This is a genomic window from Paenibacillus sp. LjRoot56 (genome assembly GCF_964253335.1).
Classification (GTDB): Bacteria; Bacillota; Bacilli; order Paenibacillales; family NBRC-103111; genus Paenibacillus_E; species Paenibacillus_E allorhizoplanae.
In genome coordinates, this window is sequence record NZ_CAXURV020000003.1 from 257,188 (window position 1) to 273,794 (window position 16,607).

12 protein-coding genes are annotated in these 16,607 nt (G+C 45.0%); 2 read left to right on the forward strand and 10 right to left on the reverse strand.

Going from position 1 to position 16,607, the window contains the following annotated elements:
• Positions 1 to 87: 87 nt before the first annotated feature.
• Entirely contained in the window at positions 88 to 1,767 is a 1,680-nt protein-coding gene (locus ACSQ8O_RS20155) for a hypothetical protein (protein ID WP_436243118.1), read from the reverse strand.
• Between the two features lie 265 nt (positions 1,768 to 2,032).
• On the opposite strand from ACSQ8O_RS20155, the gene ACSQ8O_RS20160 reads away from it, so the two are divergent.
• A complete protein-coding gene (locus ACSQ8O_RS20160; protein WP_056610561.1) occupies positions 2,033 to 2,788 on the forward strand; it encodes a DeoR/GlpR family DNA-binding transcription regulator in 756 nt (251 codons plus the stop codon).
• A 61-nt stretch (positions 2,789 to 2,849) separates the two neighbouring features.
• Here the strand turns inward: ACSQ8O_RS20160 and ACSQ8O_RS20165 are convergent, their stop codons facing one another.
• From ACSQ8O_RS20165 to ACSQ8O_RS20200, 8 genes are all read right to left on the reverse strand, one after another.
• The gene (locus tag ACSQ8O_RS20165; RefSeq protein WP_436243119.1) at positions 2,850 to 4,109 is read right to left on the reverse strand and encodes an MFS transporter; all 1,260 of its coding nucleotides are present in this window, start codon (positions 4,107 to 4,109) and stop codon (positions 2,850 to 2,852) included.
• A gap of 160 nt (positions 4,110 to 4,269) precedes the next feature.
• Positions 4,270 to 5,901: a beta-N-acetylhexosaminidase gene (gene nagZ, locus ACSQ8O_RS20170; protein ID WP_436243120.1), complete on the reverse strand. Its 1,632-nt coding sequence runs from the start codon at positions 5,899 to 5,901 to the stop codon at positions 4,270 to 4,272.
• A gap of 27 nt (positions 5,902 to 5,928) precedes the next feature.
• On the reverse strand, positions 5,929 to 6,744 hold the full coding sequence (locus ACSQ8O_RS20175) for a carbohydrate ABC transporter permease (protein WP_436243121.1): 816 nt from the start codon (positions 6,742 to 6,744) through the stop codon (positions 5,929 to 5,931).
• Positions 6,741 to 7,625, reverse strand: a complete 885-nt coding sequence (locus tag ACSQ8O_RS20180; RefSeq protein WP_436243122.1) for a carbohydrate ABC transporter permease — start codon at positions 7,623 to 7,625, stop codon at positions 6,741 to 6,743. Before ACSQ8O_RS20180 ends, ACSQ8O_RS20175 begins: the two co-directional genes overlap by 4 nt.
• A 14-nt stretch (positions 7,626 to 7,639) precedes the next feature.
• Positions 7,640 to 8,986, reverse strand: coding sequence for an extracellular solute-binding protein (locus ACSQ8O_RS20185; RefSeq protein ID WP_436243123.1), 1,347 nt, complete (start codon positions 8,984 to 8,986; stop codon positions 7,640 to 7,642).
• A 94-nt stretch (positions 8,987 to 9,080) separates the two neighbouring features.
• A complete protein-coding gene (locus ACSQ8O_RS20190) occupies positions 9,081 to 10,679 on the reverse strand; it encodes a response regulator transcription factor (protein WP_436243124.1) in 1,599 nt (532 codons plus the stop codon).
• The gene (locus tag ACSQ8O_RS20195; RefSeq protein WP_436243125.1) at positions 10,676 to 12,490 is read right to left on the reverse strand and encodes a sensor histidine kinase; all 1,815 of its coding nucleotides are present in this window, start codon (positions 12,488 to 12,490) and stop codon (positions 10,676 to 10,678) included. The genes ACSQ8O_RS20190 and ACSQ8O_RS20195 overlap by 4 nt, the downstream gene beginning before the upstream one ends.
• A 40-nt stretch (positions 12,491 to 12,530) precedes the next feature.
• Positions 12,531 to 12,974 carry an OsmC family protein gene (locus ACSQ8O_RS20200; protein ID WP_436243126.1) on the reverse strand — a complete coding sequence of 148 codons (444 nt, stop codon included), beginning with the start codon at positions 12,972 to 12,974 and terminating at the stop codon, positions 12,531 to 12,533.
• A 693-nt stretch (positions 12,975 to 13,667) separates the two neighbouring features.
• Between ACSQ8O_RS20200 and ACSQ8O_RS20205 the strand changes: the two genes are divergently transcribed.
• Positions 13,668 to 14,348 carry a DUF559 domain-containing protein gene (locus ACSQ8O_RS20205; RefSeq protein WP_436243127.1) on the forward strand — a complete coding sequence of 227 codons (681 nt, stop codon included), beginning with the start codon at positions 13,668 to 13,670 and terminating at the stop codon, positions 14,346 to 14,348.
• 310 nt (positions 14,349 to 14,658) lie between these two features.
• Here ACSQ8O_RS20205 and ACSQ8O_RS20210 read toward each other — a convergent pair whose 3' ends face one another.
• The gene (locus tag ACSQ8O_RS20210) at positions 14,659 to 16,425 is read right to left on the reverse strand and encodes a methyl-accepting chemotaxis protein (RefSeq protein WP_436243128.1); all 1,767 of its coding nucleotides are present in this window, start codon (positions 16,423 to 16,425) and stop codon (positions 14,659 to 14,661) included.
• Between the last annotated feature and the right edge of the window lie 182 nt (positions 16,426 to 16,607).

Here is a 16,607-nt window from a genome sequence, read left to right on the forward strand (position 1 = left end):
TATTTCCAGCTCGAATAGACAAAAACTCCAACCTTTCTGCATCAAGCAGAAGGTTGAAGTTCACAGTTACAGCTTTTCTGTTACCTGTTACCTGATTTCAGTTTTTGCAGGATCTAGAACGAACCACACTTTTCCAACGTTTTGCCCTGTCGTATCCCCAGGATTTTTATCTTTAATCCAATAGTACAATGGCCAACCTTTGTAGGTGTTTTGCTTGGTTCCGTCAGTTCGAGTGAATTCTCCGAAATCACTCCCATTCAAATCACTCGACACCGTCAGATTCGCATCATAGAAAATCGGCCAATTTACAATACATGCACCAACACAAGCGTTCACATCGGCTTTATCCTTAGTAAACAAGTACAGCGCCATGCCGTTAGCATCGACAAGATATGTGCCAAGTTGGTCCGATTTGCTTGTTTTTACCGAACTGTTGACAGCTTTCGTTCCGCTGAAAGTCGCTGGATCTACGACGAACCATACATTACCCACATTTTGTCCCGTCGTATCCCCCATCTTCTTATCGTCTACCCAATAGTACAAAGGAAAGCCTTTGTATGTTGTTTGTTTCTTGCCATCCGCACGAATGATCGTTCCAAAATCAGCTGAGTTCGTACCCGTAGGTGCAGCAATGTGGTCGGCATTATATAAAGGCCATTTCTCCAAACATTTTCCAGCACAATTGCTGACACCTTTCGTATCTTTGTCGTAATAATAAAGTGTCATGCCCTTGGTGTCCGTCAAAAAGTTGCCAAGATCGGCTTTGGTCCCTATAGCAATTCCAGCTGCCGGCTTAATGACATACCAGAGCTTACCAACCGCATCACCTTTCGTATCCCCTGCTGCTTGATCCATAGCATAATAATATAAAGGCCATCCTTTGTACATCAATTGCTGCTTACCGTCTTTACGCAGTAACACACTAAAATCGGCTGCTTGAAAGCCTGCTGGCACCATCAGTTGATCATCGTAATAGACGGGCCATTTTGTTAAGCAAGCATCCACACAAGAATTCGGATCAGCTGCATCTTTTGTAAAATAGTAGAGTGTCATTCCCTTGGAATCAGCCAAATAGCTTCCAAGTGCATCGTTTTTCTTTAACTGAAGTGATTTGTATGTAAGTACTTCCAGCTTATTCGCAGCAAGGATACCTTTTTCTGATAAGACAGTTGCAAGTGTTTTGTTACTGCCTTTCAATGACGCGTGCAAGGCTTCGACTGTTGCAGTTGCCACATTCATATTGACGACTTGCCCTACACTTGCGATTTTGGATAATCCCTTTTGTTCAGCAAAAGCAAGTGCCTGAGCGAACTCAAAATCTGTTCCTTGCTTGTAACCGAGGGCTTCCAGTAACACCTTGTAATATGCTTGAGCTGTGATGCCAGATACGGGATCAAATTGATCTCCACCTATGCCTTGCCAACCTAGCTCAGGGTGATCTTTGAGGTAACCAAGAACCGCTTGGCCCTCTTTGTAGACAAGACTCGCATCCTTGAAATTATTCATCCCACTGTAAGCTAATGCTTCAGTTTCCAGTCCTTTTAATCGTAGAAACATGATCGCTGCTTGAAATCTCGTTGTAGACTTATTTAGATATTCCGTCGTAAGTCCGTTGCCGTCTCCTTGTAAAATACCCAGATCGCCTGCCACATCGGTCTCTGATTTCACATGCATTTGCTCAGCTGCAATCGCTGTCAAAGCGGTCAGACCCATGATAACACCTAGAAGTACAACAGCTGAAATGACTAATTTCTTTAAATACCTCATACCCGTACACGCCTCCTTAAATGGGGTGAAGCAAACTCAATTTTGAGTGGAATGCTTTTCCTATTTAAGGTAACGAAGCGGAATGGATATCGGTTTGTACTTCTTTCATAAATTAATTAAACAGAAGAAATGAAACAACATTTCATCGGATAGACGACCTTCCTTCGCCATGATAAGATATAAGGAAGCGTTATTTTTAGCCAAAAAGCCTATTAACATAGAATCGTTACTTAGCTTTCCAGATGGAAAGCTGTCAGGAGGTACCATGGGAAAGACCGATGTTCGCCGAGATGCCATCATGCATGCAATTAAAGATAAAGGCTCCATTGCCTTGACGGATATTGTGAAGCAATTTAATGTCTCTGAAGCAACTGCACGACGAGATCTAGAAATTCTCGAGCAAGAGAAACGCTGTATCCGCACCTTTGGCGGAGCTGTGCTTGAGAGCTTGAAAGTGGAAGTTCCCTTCTTTAATAAAATGGACCTCTACACAGATGAAAAGAAAGAAATCGCTGACAAAGCCCTTCGTTACATCGAGGATGGCGATATTATCGGGCTAACAGGTGGAACGACTACGACTTTCATTGCCAAAAAACTGAACCAATTCAAAAACTTGACCGTCATTACGAATGCCGTGAATATTGCCTACGAGCTCATCGGAACGCCTGGCCTTCAGCTGATTCTAACTGGTGGTGTGATTCGCACACAAACCTTTGAGCTTTCAGGTCCGCTTGCAAATGCTACACTTGATAATCTCAGTATCCGCAAAACATTTATGGGCTGCGACGGTATCTCCCTCTCCCGCGGCATGATGATCTACAACGAGCTTGAAGCCGAAACGAATCGCCGGATGATGAAGCAATCGATGGAAACCTATCTAGTGGCTGATCATTCCAAATTTAGCCGAAGCTCTTTGTTTGTTATTGGCGAGGTACAGGAAGCGGTTGGCATCATTAGCGACTCCTCCATCACGCCTGAAATGAAGCTGGCGTTCAAGGAATCGGGAACACCATTTCTATAAAACAATAAAGCGATATCCCTAGCCATCAGGCCAAGAGATATCGCTTTTTCGCTTTACATGCTTATTTCAGTTCACTGCTTGGCTGTGGAATTGGAGCAGACTTCATTTTCAAAGACGGCACCATAATGCCAACACCGATAACAAAAAGCAACGCCGATGTGAGGTAGATCGATTCAAGTGAGAAAGACGCTTTAATCGTCCCTGCCAGACTCATGGTAATGACCATCGAACCCATAAAGAGCGGTGTTAGAATACCATTCACGCGTCCAACGAAAGATTCCTCGGTATTCCCTAGAATTAATGTACTAATCCCGATCTGAATAGCTGGCATCACAAGTCCTGAGATAAACTGCATCAGAAGTGCCAACCATACCAAATGCGTCACACCTAGCATGGCAAAAGTGGCTGCGCTAACCGCCATACCGACGGTGAGCATCGCTTGTGGGGATATTTTTTTGGCAAAGGCCATCGTTACACCACCGCCTATAATCATCGCGGCCCCATTCGCCGCCATAAACCACTGCAAGCTCGACTTCTCTAAGCCTAATTGCTCAGTTACTAGAAAAATGCCAAGTGGGCTTATCAACCCAATCGCTAGACCAGCAACTGCAAAACAACCACCAAGGATGACTAGCATACGGTTCCTTAGCACATAACGAAAGCCTTGACCCATTTCCGTGAAAATATGCGTAGTGCGCGGCTCCGATGTATCTTCTTTCATATCTTTAGGTAGGAACGTAAGAACCAGAGCTGATAACAGGAAGCATGCTCCCATGATCGCCACAGCCGTTTCGATCCCGAAACGATAATAGATGAATGAGCCCAGCATCGGCCCCAAAATCATGAAAATCGCCATCATCGATTGAAACATTGACATGCCCAGTTGCATTTGCGAAGCAGGGACATGCACTTTAAACAGCTTCATGTTGGAAGGTTGAGAGAATTGGGAAAGAATCGATGACACCAACGTGGCAAAGAAGATCGCTTTCCAGGACCCCATATACAACGTGATCAAAATAACAAAAACAGATGCTGCGCTAAGTAAATCGCACCAAACCATCGTCAGCTTGGGCCTCCAGCGATCGGCGAATGCCCCACCGATAAAGGAGAAGATAAATATTGGCGCGAACTCAGCTACCGAGATTAAGGAAAGCGAGTATGGATCATTATTCGTCATGTCCGTGACATAGAGCAGAATCGCAAAGTTACGTATCCAAATTCCGATTTGAAGCAAAATGCCCGATAGCATAATCGTTTGAACGAATCGATTCGCAAAAAAAGATCGCATCGTTGGCTCAGATTGAGCGTTTGCTTGACTCATTTGAAAAAAAACACCCCTTCATCATTAGATCGCTTGTGAAATGCGTGAAATGTGCGCATTGTTCCTACGTAATTGGAAACGAAAAGTTTCACAAGCCTTTCTGATTTTACTAAGAGATGCATCAAGTTGCTAGATATAAATTTTGTATATTTATTTTTCCCTAGTCTTGTCTCCAGCCAATCGGATATTCCTCCGACAACGTGATAGGTAAACGCCCAATAGCTGCTTCACGACCAAGCAACACATTAGCTAGAGAAACCATCGCCAGCGGTCGATTCTCATAACAAGCATAGTACGTTTTCACTTCAGGGAACTCAAGCAAGTCATACGGATTACGCCCTGCCGCGACGATGAGATGCACATCTTCTTTCTGTGCCAAAGCCTTAACCAGCTGTGTTTGTCCCTCAGAGAACGTCGCATTGTAGGTCACAATGACCACTTGCTCATAGGATGCGCAACGCTTCAATGTCTCGGCAATTTCTTCCTCGGAAGGAAATAAACCCAAGTACATCTCTTGCACAGGCTCCCCAGTCAACTCAGACAATACACTGCCAAGAGTTCCTTCACGATCAACAACCTCATCGATTTCCGTCCCCGATTGGACTTCCGTCCAAATCACGCATGTTTTCTCATTTACTTGAATGTTTTTACCTACTTCATCCTTGACCTTTGTGATGCTCTTACGACTTAACTCCTTCGCCAGCAGCTGATGTTCAGGTGTCGAGATGGGCCCATCTGGAATCGGCGTTAATGTATCATAACGGATTTCACGCTTGTATTTATATGTCATAATGCGTAGAACAGACTCATCAATGCGTGCTTCTGAAACCCGACCACTTTCCACAGCAGCAATGACCGCTTCCATAGCCGCGATCTGACGCTCCAACTCATGGCTTACCAGCAAAATATCCGCCCCCGCTTCGAGTGCACGAACTGCCCCTTCCGCTACGCCAACCCCTTCAGAGATCGCCTTCATTTCTAAGCAATCCGTGACAATTAGCCCTTTGAAGCCAAGCTGACCGCGCAGTAATTCAGTCAGTATCTTGTACGACAACGTCGAAGGTACCGTGCTGTCTTCCAACGCTTCAAAGACCACATGTGCGGACATAATCGCATCTACGCCGCCTTCAATGGCCTTAATGAACGGGGCTAGCTCCAGCTCCATCAATCGCTCCATGCTATGCGGAACCACAGGTAAATCATGATGTGAATCAGCTGTCGTATCCCCATGCCCAGGGAAGTGCTTCACGGTTGCGATTACGCCCATATCTTGCAACCCTTTGACAGCGTGCGTGCCCATATCACTGACAATTGCCGCTGTTTCACCATAAGAACGGACCCCAATTACGGGATTTAACGGGTTATTATTGATATCTAAACAAGGAGCCAAGTTCATGTTCACGCCCATTTGGCGAAGCTCTTTCCCCATCACCTTCGCGCTGGCGTAAACGCCAGATGGTGCAAAGGCAGCACCTAATGCCATATTCCCCGGCAGCAATGTTGCTCCCTTTTCAACTCGTGACACCATTCCGCCTTCTTGATCCACGGAAATAAATAACGGCTGGCCGCCACTCTTGAGGGAGATCGCTTGCAAATCGGCAGACAGCTGAGCAAGCTGATGAGCATCCTTCACATTACGACGGAAATAAATAACGCCGCCAATCCCATACTCCTCAATTAGTTGCTTTATATGAGGATTCGGTTCCAGTGCGTCAAACCCACAAGCGAATAATTGGCCTACCTTTTGACGTAACGTGAGTGGCTTATAGTTCGAATTTCCTGCTGATGACATGTATGTACACGCTCCTTGAGAGTTTAATTAGGCTTTGATATTTTCCATGATGCCTCTCTGTAGAAGGAGATACATCACAACAACCGGAATCATGCTGATCATGATCGCCGCGCATAGCGAACCATAGTTCATATTCAATTGGTCATAGAAGGCCACCATACTCACAGGGAGCGTCCTCAGCTTCTCTTTGGTCAGAAATAAATTAGCCATGATGAATTCATTCCAGCTCGTTAGAAAGTTCAACATAAATACGGTAAATAGAGACGGTAGTGAAATAGGAACGATGATCCGACACAACAACCCGTATATGGAGAGCCCATCCATAATGCCCGCTTCTTCCAGTTCATTCGGGATGGAGGTCAGGAAGCTGCTTACCATGAATACGGTCCAAGGTAATCCTACTGTCACATAAGGCAGAATTAATGCTAACGGTGTGTTATACAGATGCAAGTTCCTTAACAGCATATACAACGGGACCAGTAGGGAAGCGGCAGGCACCAGCAGAGCCAGGATCAGAATCCTTTTCAGAACAAGACTTAACTTTGGAAAAGACATCCGAGTCAGCGCATAAGCGGTCGCAGTTCCTAGCGCTAACGAAACAATAGCTGAAACCGTCGAATTGATCACACTATTCATAAAATAATGGCCCACATGTGCACCATTCCACGCATTCCAATAATTCGATAACGAAAGTTCTGTGGGAAAGGACCATGGGGCAGTAATGATTTCTTTATTCGTTTTGAAAGATGAATTCAGCGTCCACACAAGTGGAAATAAAATCACCCCCATGTAGATCAACAATACCGCATGTGGAAAAACACGGCGCAGGAGGCTTCCTCTCATAAGCGAACCTCCTCCTGGTTCCTTGTGAACCATCCGAATACGGACGTTAAGATAGCCGTAAAAAGGAGGATCAATACCGCGATACTGTTAGCGTAGCCATACTCACCGATACGATACGCTTTTTTGATCATATAGGACGCCATAACTTCCGTAATACCATAGGGATTCCCACCTGTCATGACAACTACAATGTCCATGGCTTTCATGCCGCCTGTAATGGATAAAAGCAACATAACCACAATGACGGGTCTTAGCAGCGGCAGAATGACGAACCACGCTTGTCTCAGGCTGCCTGCACCATCCAATTGAGCGGCTTCTACCAAATGTTTCGGAATGGCATAGATCGCAGATACAACGAGCACCACATAGAATCCCATCCATTGCCAAGCATTTGTAATCAAAATGGCGAGCATCGCCGTCGCCCCATCTGCCAGCCAAGCATGCTGCCAGCTCGATAAACCGACAGCTTCTAAGACTTGATTAAGCAGCCCCGCCTGTGGATGATAAATGAATTCCCAGAGTACACCTACGACTGCAGTCGATAGAATCGTTGGAAGGAATATCAGGGCTTTATAGAACCCGATCCAACGCTTTATTTGACTCATAAGCAGTGCAATGGCTAGTATAATAGGAATTTGAATCCCGATGGAAAAGCTAATGAAGTACATATTATTTCGCACGGCAATCCAGAAATAAGGATCTTGGAAAGCAGCAACGAAATTGTCCAGCCCATTAAATGTCGCCGGGGAGATGCCGTTCCACTCTGTAAAACCGTAACGCAGCGACATCAGCATTGGATACAAGAAAAAAGTCGCAAATATGAGCAGCGTCGGCAAAGTAAAGAGCGTGTATGCCCATGCATGTCTTCCCATTTTGTTCATATGTCATCCTACTACTATTTGGTATGGGTTTCTTCTTTATTCGAAGCCTCCTGCTGCTTCTGTAATTCCGTCATCAGCGAGATGGGGTCTGTTCGTCCACCAAGCAATTCCTGCATCCCGCGTTCAAGCTTTTCGCGAACCTTCGTTTGAATGCGGGAATCGAAGGCTGGGAAGGTTCCTTTACTATTCGCAAACACATGCAATATTTCCGTAATCAAGGGGTTCACTTGACTCGTATCCTGCAGCTTCATCGCCGGTGGCATTCCCTCTTCAACGAGCTGCCTCTTCTGCATGGTTTCCGTATACATTTGCTTAATAAACTCTTTGATTGCCAGCAATTGTTCTGGCGTTACTTTTTTGGAAAAGCCATAGGCATTGGACCAGCCCCCATTGATATACCCGTCACCAGGCCCACCCATGGAAGGGAAGTTCATGAAGCCCACATCACGAGCAATGACTGATTTCTCAGGATCAAGGAGTGGCGTGTTCGCCCAGCTGCCATCAAACATGAAAGCTGCGTTTCCACTGCTGAATGTATTTTGCTGTTCGGCATAAGCAAGTGCTAGACTGCCATCTTGGAAATAGTCTTTTTGAATGAGCGTTCTATACTGTTCAAAAGCTTTCAATACCTCTGGATCCGTCCAATGCATGCTCCCATTCAAAAATCCCTCGATCGAATCCGCACCCGCCGTGCGCACCCACATCGTATTAATCATCATATTAATAACCCAGGAATCCTTAGCCGCCATGGCAAAAGGGGTAATTTTGGCAGCTTTCAACTTTGCCGCTGCGGCTACTAGCTCGTCCCAGGTTTCCGGCAGCTTGATTCCCTGCTGAGTCAAAATCTTTTTGTTATAGTACAGGCCTTCCACATAACCAGCCATCGGGATCCCATAGATTTTGCCATTCACCGTGAACTCTTCGAAGCTATAGAACTTATCTGTTAACCCAAGTTCTTGCAGGATAGGGGTAAGGTCCAGCAGTCGATTCGCCTTCACATAATCCTTCGTATCCGTACCTCCGAACAGGTCGAATATTTCTGGCGGATTCCCAGCAGCCATTTCTGCTCGCAGCTTTTCGAAGCGATTCACCTTATCTTCCACACCATCTAATGTAATCGTCAAGCCAGGCACTTTGGCTTCGGTCGCTTTGACAACATCCTGCAGCATGGCGAGGCGTTTCTTCTGCGTATCCTTTACCTGTGTATGCCGGATGGTCAGCAAGATTGGCGCATTCTGGACACCTTTTCCGTTAGACGCATCACGCCCTGAATCCGATTCATCCGAAAATATACTGCATCCCGACAGCATGAACGTGAGAGCCACGGCACCTGCGCTCCAAATTAGTGTTCGTTTCCTCATCCACTTAGTTCTCCTTTAAGCTTACCATCTAAGTATAATTGAACCCCTGTACATACTAAAGACAGATAAATTCCTAATCTAGGGGCAAATTCCTCTAGTTCCCTTCCTTACGCTTATCACGATACTCGGAAGGAATTTCGCCAGTAAACTTCTGAAATACCTTAGTAAAATAGCGCCGTTCAATGTAGCCCACACATTTTCCGATATCCGTAATGCTTTTGTCACTGTGAAGCAACAAGGATTTCGCCTGCTCCATCCGATGTTTCGTCACATACTCCACAAAGGTTTCCCCAAAGTGTTGTTTAAATAACAAACTGAAATAACTCGAACTAATCCCTAAGGAGCTGGCTACATCCTCAATGCCGAAATCCGTTGAATAATGCGTTCGAATATAATCCTTAGCAGCTGCCATGAGGAGCTCACTATTTTTCTTCTTATTCGTACCTTCGAGCCCGTTCGATACAAGTTGTACCATAACCTGCAGCAAATGCGGGATACTTTCGCTTTTATCCAGCTCACGCCAAATCTGTTCTTCTTCCTGACTATCGAGCGCATTCATTTCACGCAGCTCTCTCAGCACATGCAGGATCAAATAGTGCAGCATCTGATAGGCGCGGGAGAATGATCCCTCCGACAAACCTTCCAGCAATAATTTAAGACGATTCAGCGCATCCTCGGTCTTTGGACGATTCAACTGCTTCATGCCTGTAACAATTTCCTCTACCAAAAACCAAAGCGAACTACTCGCATCCGAAGATTCTTTGGCCTCTTTATATGGAAGCACAGATTGCTGCTTATCTAAATTCAACTGCATGAATCTCTGCAGCTTTCGATACGTATCCGCTAACTGTTGTAATCCTACAGGCCCTGGAAAGTAGCCCACACTAATCCCCAGCTTCACAGATTGACTAACATTTCGTTGAAGCTTAGGGGCTAGCTCAAGCAATTTCATTTCTACGGACGTAGAATCAGCTTCCTCCCACGCCATGAGCAGTGACCATTCCCCTTCTCGCATCTGAAGAACGGTGTGGTTGGATATCTCGTCCGCCAAGGAATCCTGTAGGACATTACGCACAGCGAAGTTCCAAAGCTTACGTTCTTGCTCGGTCCACAGCAATGATTTCTGGGAATAATTATCTACATCAATAATGGCGAACACATAGCGCAGTGTCTCTAAATCCCCTTGATCAATAGGGAGCTGCGTATTCGTTGTAATATCTGCATAGTCCATCATGATATCTTGCAAAATCTTCTCGTAAGCCAAGCTTCTGATCTTCCCCCACTTCAGGAGTTCTTCCTGATGGTTCTGTTTTTTGGCACGAATTTCGCCTGCAAGCTTACGAATCGATTTCTCAAGCTCTTCGTAATTGATCGGCTTTAGAATATAATCACTCACCCCCACCCGCAACAGTGAGCGCACATAGTCGAAATCCTGATACCCCGTCACCATCAGCACCGTGCAGTCCTCATTGATTTCCCGGAGCTTATGGATAAACGTAATGCCGTCCATTTGCGGCATCCGAATATCACTCATCACAATGTCCGGGATATGCTGAATACAGAGTTCCAAGGCCTCAAGACCATTTTTGGCTGTGCCTACAATATCAATTTCGAGCTCTTCCCAAGGAATGACCGCTTGCAAATTACGTAAAATGTTAGGCTCATCATCTGCCAAAATCGCTTTTAACCTCACCCTGCATCCCTCTTCCTTTTCGGAATGATAACCTTCATCGTTGTACCTTGACCTTCTTGGGAACAAATAAACATCCCATAGTGCTCGCCATATTGAATCCGAACGCGATCGGCAACATTACTTACACCAAGGCCTCTGCGCTCTTCATTCGATTCCAGAATCTCATGAAAAGGTGTCTCCAGCTCGGTTTTATAATGGAATTTCGCTAACTTTTCGTTGCTAATGCCCACGCCATTATCCGTCACATATAACCCAATCCGATCGCCTTCGTCCACAACCCTTACCGAAATTAACCCCATGTAATCAATCGGTTCAAAGCCATGCTGTAAGCTGTTCTCGACCAATGGCTGCAAGGTTAGCTTCAGAATGTCCTCATAGAGAAGTTCCGAAGGCGCCTCGATCGTATATTGAAACTGATCCTCAAAGCGAAACTCCTGAATTTCCAAATAGCTGCGCAAATGCTCAAGCTCCTGTTTCAATGTAATCTCTTCCCGGTTTTCCATACCGATTCTCAGCAAATTCCCTAGACGAATCACCATCTGGCTGACTTTCTTTCCTTGGTTTTGGATGGCGAGTACATTAATTGACTCGAGTGTGTTAAAAAGAAAATGAGGCTTAATCTGCGCTTGCAGCAGCATGAGCTCTGCCTTGTTTTTGCGGTCCTGCTGACGCTTCACCTCTTCTAGCAAATCCTCAATCCTTACGACTAGACTATTAAACCCTCTCGCTAGCGCTGTGGTTTCATCCTTTCCGCTCACTACCAAACGGGTAGTCAGATCACCACGCTCCACCTTTTTCATAGAGGACAGCATGCGAAGAATCAGTTGAATAATACGTCTTACAAAGACAAGGTTATAGACCAGAGCAAAGAACAAACAAATAAACGTAATACCTGCCACCAGCTTCATAATCGTCTCTATTTCCCCAGCGACATATTTCCATGACGTGATCGACACGACACTCCAATCCTGAACCCCCATCCCATTAATATTCAAATGATAGAGGGAAATCAGACTTTTTTCATTTTGAAAATCGGCTTTAAAACTGTAATTGTTGAATCCAAGATCCAATTTACCCTGGGTTAATTGAAGGACATTCGCCCCTTCTAAGCTTTGTTTATTATCGTAAAAAATAAGACCGTTTTTGTTGATCAGCAGATAACGTTTGGAGCTTTGCTCGCTCGTATTGAAGGATTTGAATATTTGATCCAGCTCATTAAATTTAAATTTCAACAGCATATAGCCGAGATTATCCATTGTCCAAAAATCTTTCACCATGCGCGCTTGGTAGAATTCGCCGCGGCCTGAACCGAACTCCTTGAACTCGGAGGGTCCAATCCAGAGTGGACTGCCATTCAGTTCCTGAATATGCTGGAAGGCCATGCTTTGCTGAATCGTTTGCCATGGAATTGAACTTCCGCTCGTTCGCCCTGCGCTAAAAGATTTGCCGCTATTGTTGTAAATGACGACGGATTGAACCGGTGAATACGTCAGAATCGAGCCGCGAAGCAGTGTATCAAATGTGTTCAAATCATAGGAGGAGAGGGGATCCGCATTCGGTTTCGTTGCATCTATCGTACGATAGATGCCTTGGATGCTATCTTTTACCATCCAGAAATCGGAGAAATAGTTCGCTTCCTTGAACATGTAGTAAATATTACGAGAGATCGCTTGCAGCGTGACTTCTGTTAAGTCTCCGTATTTCTTCTCAATAAGCTGCTGGGAGACTGTGTACACCGCTGACCCTAGGACGAATAAAGGGATGATGATGAAAAGTAAAAAACCGATAAATACTTTTTTGTTCAGATTCATCGCTGCGCTGCTCTCCTTCTAGATCGAATCGGATACCTGGCTACGCTCCCGAGATTCGAATCTCAGGCTCTACACTTATATGTACATTGCCTCGTAAGGCTTTGCTAATCATGCAAGTTTGTTCCGCACGGAATGCGGCTTTGCTTATTTTATCCAGTTGAGCTTCCGTCATATGTGGTGGCACAGGAATAAGAGGACGATGGACGATCGCGTTCACTTTCATCGTTGGTCGGTTCTGGACGTAGATGTGAGAGCTGAGTTCAAGGGATTGGATGCCTTCTCTTGCGAGCAGCGTGCCTAGGGTGATTATGTAACAGGTTGCCGCGGCGCCGAGCAGCATTTCTTCGGGATTCGTCCCCACGCCGGGACCGTCAAATTCGCTTGGCACGGAAATGGATGTCTGGAAGCCATCAGCTTGGAGTTGGCCGGTCCCATGAAGACCGCCTGTCCATGTTGCTTTAAGTTCAAATACTTGTTCTGGCATGGGAAATGTGCCTCTTTCTATGTATGATCAAAACCTTACATTAAAACAACCTACAATCAACATTTCGTTAAATATTCCAAATCTTCCAAACTTTTCAAACCTTCCAAACCTTCCAACCCCAGCAAACCATAGGTTGATTTGATTTTATTGTAAAGGAAGTGCCTATGATTCACCAGCCAAAATCAACATAAAAAATCGTTCCCGCACCTGATCAGCACGAAAACGATTATCTAAACATCAATTGATCTCTATGAAATTGCGTAATTCATGTGTTGGAATATCAAAACAATGAAAGCCCTACCTCTCTTTCATCCTTGCGGCTCCAATGACCGCGCCAGTGCGAATTGCGTTACAAACACTTACTGCCGAAACACTTACGTTGCCTCGGGTTTACCATAAATGAGCTGATGGACTGCGCATTGGGAGAAAAACAAACAAGGAGAGGGGGTTACTTTCTTCTCGCTAATCGTTCGTGTGGGGTAAATGAGGCTAAATATGAAGTGTTTATATGGTTTCATTTCAATCAACTTCAATATTATATAATAATAATACATGAGTGTCAATACGGTGGTGATATACGGAGTGTGTGTGCTACAATGTTGACATAGTTGGTCGTAAAGCATACGCCGCTTTTCAAGTTCAGCCTTGGCTGCTCATGAGAAGCGGCTTTATTGATTTCAAGGAGGTATCCACATGAAAAAAGCATTCGAAGTTGCACATGATGTATTTATCGCTTACCACGCGTCTACTCGAAAAGGTGACTCGCTTCGCAGACTGCTGGAGGGCCATAGTCATGCTGAAAAACTATTTCTCTTGCAGGTTTGGTGGCCTGCTTTTAAACATTTCAACGATCTTCATCCCGAATATGAAGTGAAAGACTTCCGAGATGGAACCCGATTCCTTGATTTTGCTTTTATCAAACATACACTCAAACTTGCTATCGAAATCGACGGTTTCACAACCCACGCCTCGCAAATTAGCCGCTCCCAATTCTCGGATCACCTCATTCGTCAAAACCACCTCATCATCGATGGCTGGAAAATCCTCCGTTTCTCTTACGACGATATCAAAGATCGCCCACGTATGTGCCAACAAGTCTTACAACAATTTATGGGCCGTTATCTGGGTATGAACAATGGTTCAATCAAATTGATAAACTACGTGGAGAAGGAAGTTTTGCGTTATGCGATTTCCAGTAATAATATCCTTACAACTCAAGATGTATGCCAAGTACTCGCTATCGAAGCTCAGAAAGCACGCCAACTGCTCAAGGTCATGCATGAGAAAAACATGCTTGAACCTGCAGGAACAGGGACGCAACGGATCCGATGCTACCGCCCTACAGTTGAAATACTTCAGCAAATGATGGGATAGTACAACATCTACCTCCACCTGCGTTAGTGATGTTTTTCATCACTAACGGCATGACTTGCGGCTGATTTACCTCGCTTCACCTGCTTTAGTGATGTTTTTCATCACTAACAGCATGACTTGCGGCTGATTTACCTCGCTTCACCTGCTTTAGTGATGTTTTTCATCACTAACAGCATGGGTTGCGGCTGATTTATCCTGCTCCATCTGCTTTAGTGATGTTTTTCATCACTAACTGCACCTTTTGCGGCCGATTCGCTTAACTCCGGCACACCAAACCAAAAACCCGCGGCACAACGCCCGCGGGTTCACTTTACACCTTAAATTTCTGCAGCGAAATTTGCAATTCTTCCGCTAGTCCTGCCAGTGACTTCGCGGAATTCTCGATTTCCTCCGTGGTCGACATTTGCTGCTGACTCGCAGCGGATGTCTCTTGGCTGACGGAAATCCCCGTCTCCGAAACGGAGCTCACGATGCGCATCACTTGCTCGATGCGCAAGTTCGCATCTACAAGCTGGTGGATGTTCCGATTCACATCTTCCACTTTCGTATTCACTTTCTCGACCGAAGTCTCGATATGTACGAACGATTCCTGTGCTTCTGCCGAAATCGTCAATCCCTCTTGCACTTTTCCTGCTCCTGCATGCATGGAGCTAACAGCTTGATTGATCTGTCGTTGGATCGTCGAGACAAGATCCGTAATGTTTCGCGCCGAAGTGGACGACTGCTCCGCAAGTTTGCGCACTTCCCCAGCAACGACCGCGAAGCCGCGTCCAGCTTCCCCTGCACGAGCTGCTTCAATCGCTGCATTCAAGGAAAGCAGATTCGTCTGCGTCGAAATCTCGTTAATGACATTGACGATTTCACCAATTTTGTGTGCATTTTTACCCAAAGCTTCGATAACCACATTAACGTCACGGACCGCGTCTGAAATCTCAGACATCTGCCCCGCGATCGAAACAACCGATTGCTTACCATGCTGAGCGGCCTGTGTCGCTTGATTCACTAGCGTAGCAACCACTTGCGCCGACTCATCAATTTGCTTCGTGCTAGTCAGCATAAGACCAACGGCCTCATTCGCTTGCGTCACACCAGCAAATTGCTTATCGAAATCCTCCGATAACTGCTGACTAGAAGTTGCAACCTGCTTTGCCGCCAAAGAGCTTTGCTCTGAGCTAGCAAGAAGCTCTTCGGAACTCGCTGAAAGTGTTAAAGCATTATCCGAGATTTGCATAACTAGGCTGCGCAAGCTCCCTGTCATGACATTAAAGGAATTCGTTAACTTACCTACCTCATCCCCATAAGGGTAGTCCCCTTTTACGGACAGATCTCCACCGGCTGCCTTTTCCATGTTTTCTTGGAGTTTGCGAATAGGTGTAGAAATGATCATATCCAACGTCAATGCACCCAAGGTCATCACAATAATTGCAATGATGATCGTTAGTATAATGACCCAATGCGAGGTTGCTGAATCCGAACTACTGGATTTCTGGAATTGTTCAGCCGCCGATTCTTTGAGCCCTACAAGCTTATCTAATGCCTCTACCGTTTTATCACCTTGCGGGGATACTTCATTATTGTAAACCTGATAAGCAACTTGATTATTTTGCGTCGCTTGATCCATGGTTTTAGTGACGAATTCACGATATTTCAGGTTCAATTCCTCGAAGATTTTGAAGGCTCCGGCCTCTTCCTCATTGAGCGCAATCCCTGCAATTTTCGTAACTAAATCTTTATTCGTACCCGCATTCTCATCCAACTTGGCTTTTAACTTAGCCTTATATTTCACATCCGTGGATAGCATCATCTCTAGCAAATTAGACTCGGTTTCATTGAAATTTGTTTTTAGTTGATTAATCCATTTGACAGATAGCAGACTTTCCTCGTACATTCTAGTAGAGTTGCTAGACATCTTGTCCATATAATGATAGCCCGTAATCCCTACAATTAATAAAAATAAAATGGCAATCGCATTCATGAACAGCAATTTAAAACGAAGTTTCAGATTACGAAGGATGGACAGGTTGACGTTGAGCTTTCCTGTGCTATGCATGCTGTTCAATTCCGATTTCAATTTCAAAGTTACCCATTCTCCCCCCGAGTGTAAATCATATAGAAATCTTTTCCATGGCATAAAATCTAACATCAAAAATAATTAATTTACCTATGGTTTATTTTACAAAACAGTGCCCCTTATGTAAAGGAAAATTCGTATAAAACCTACGTACAGCAATCATTTCACTTACCAAAAACTACCACCTC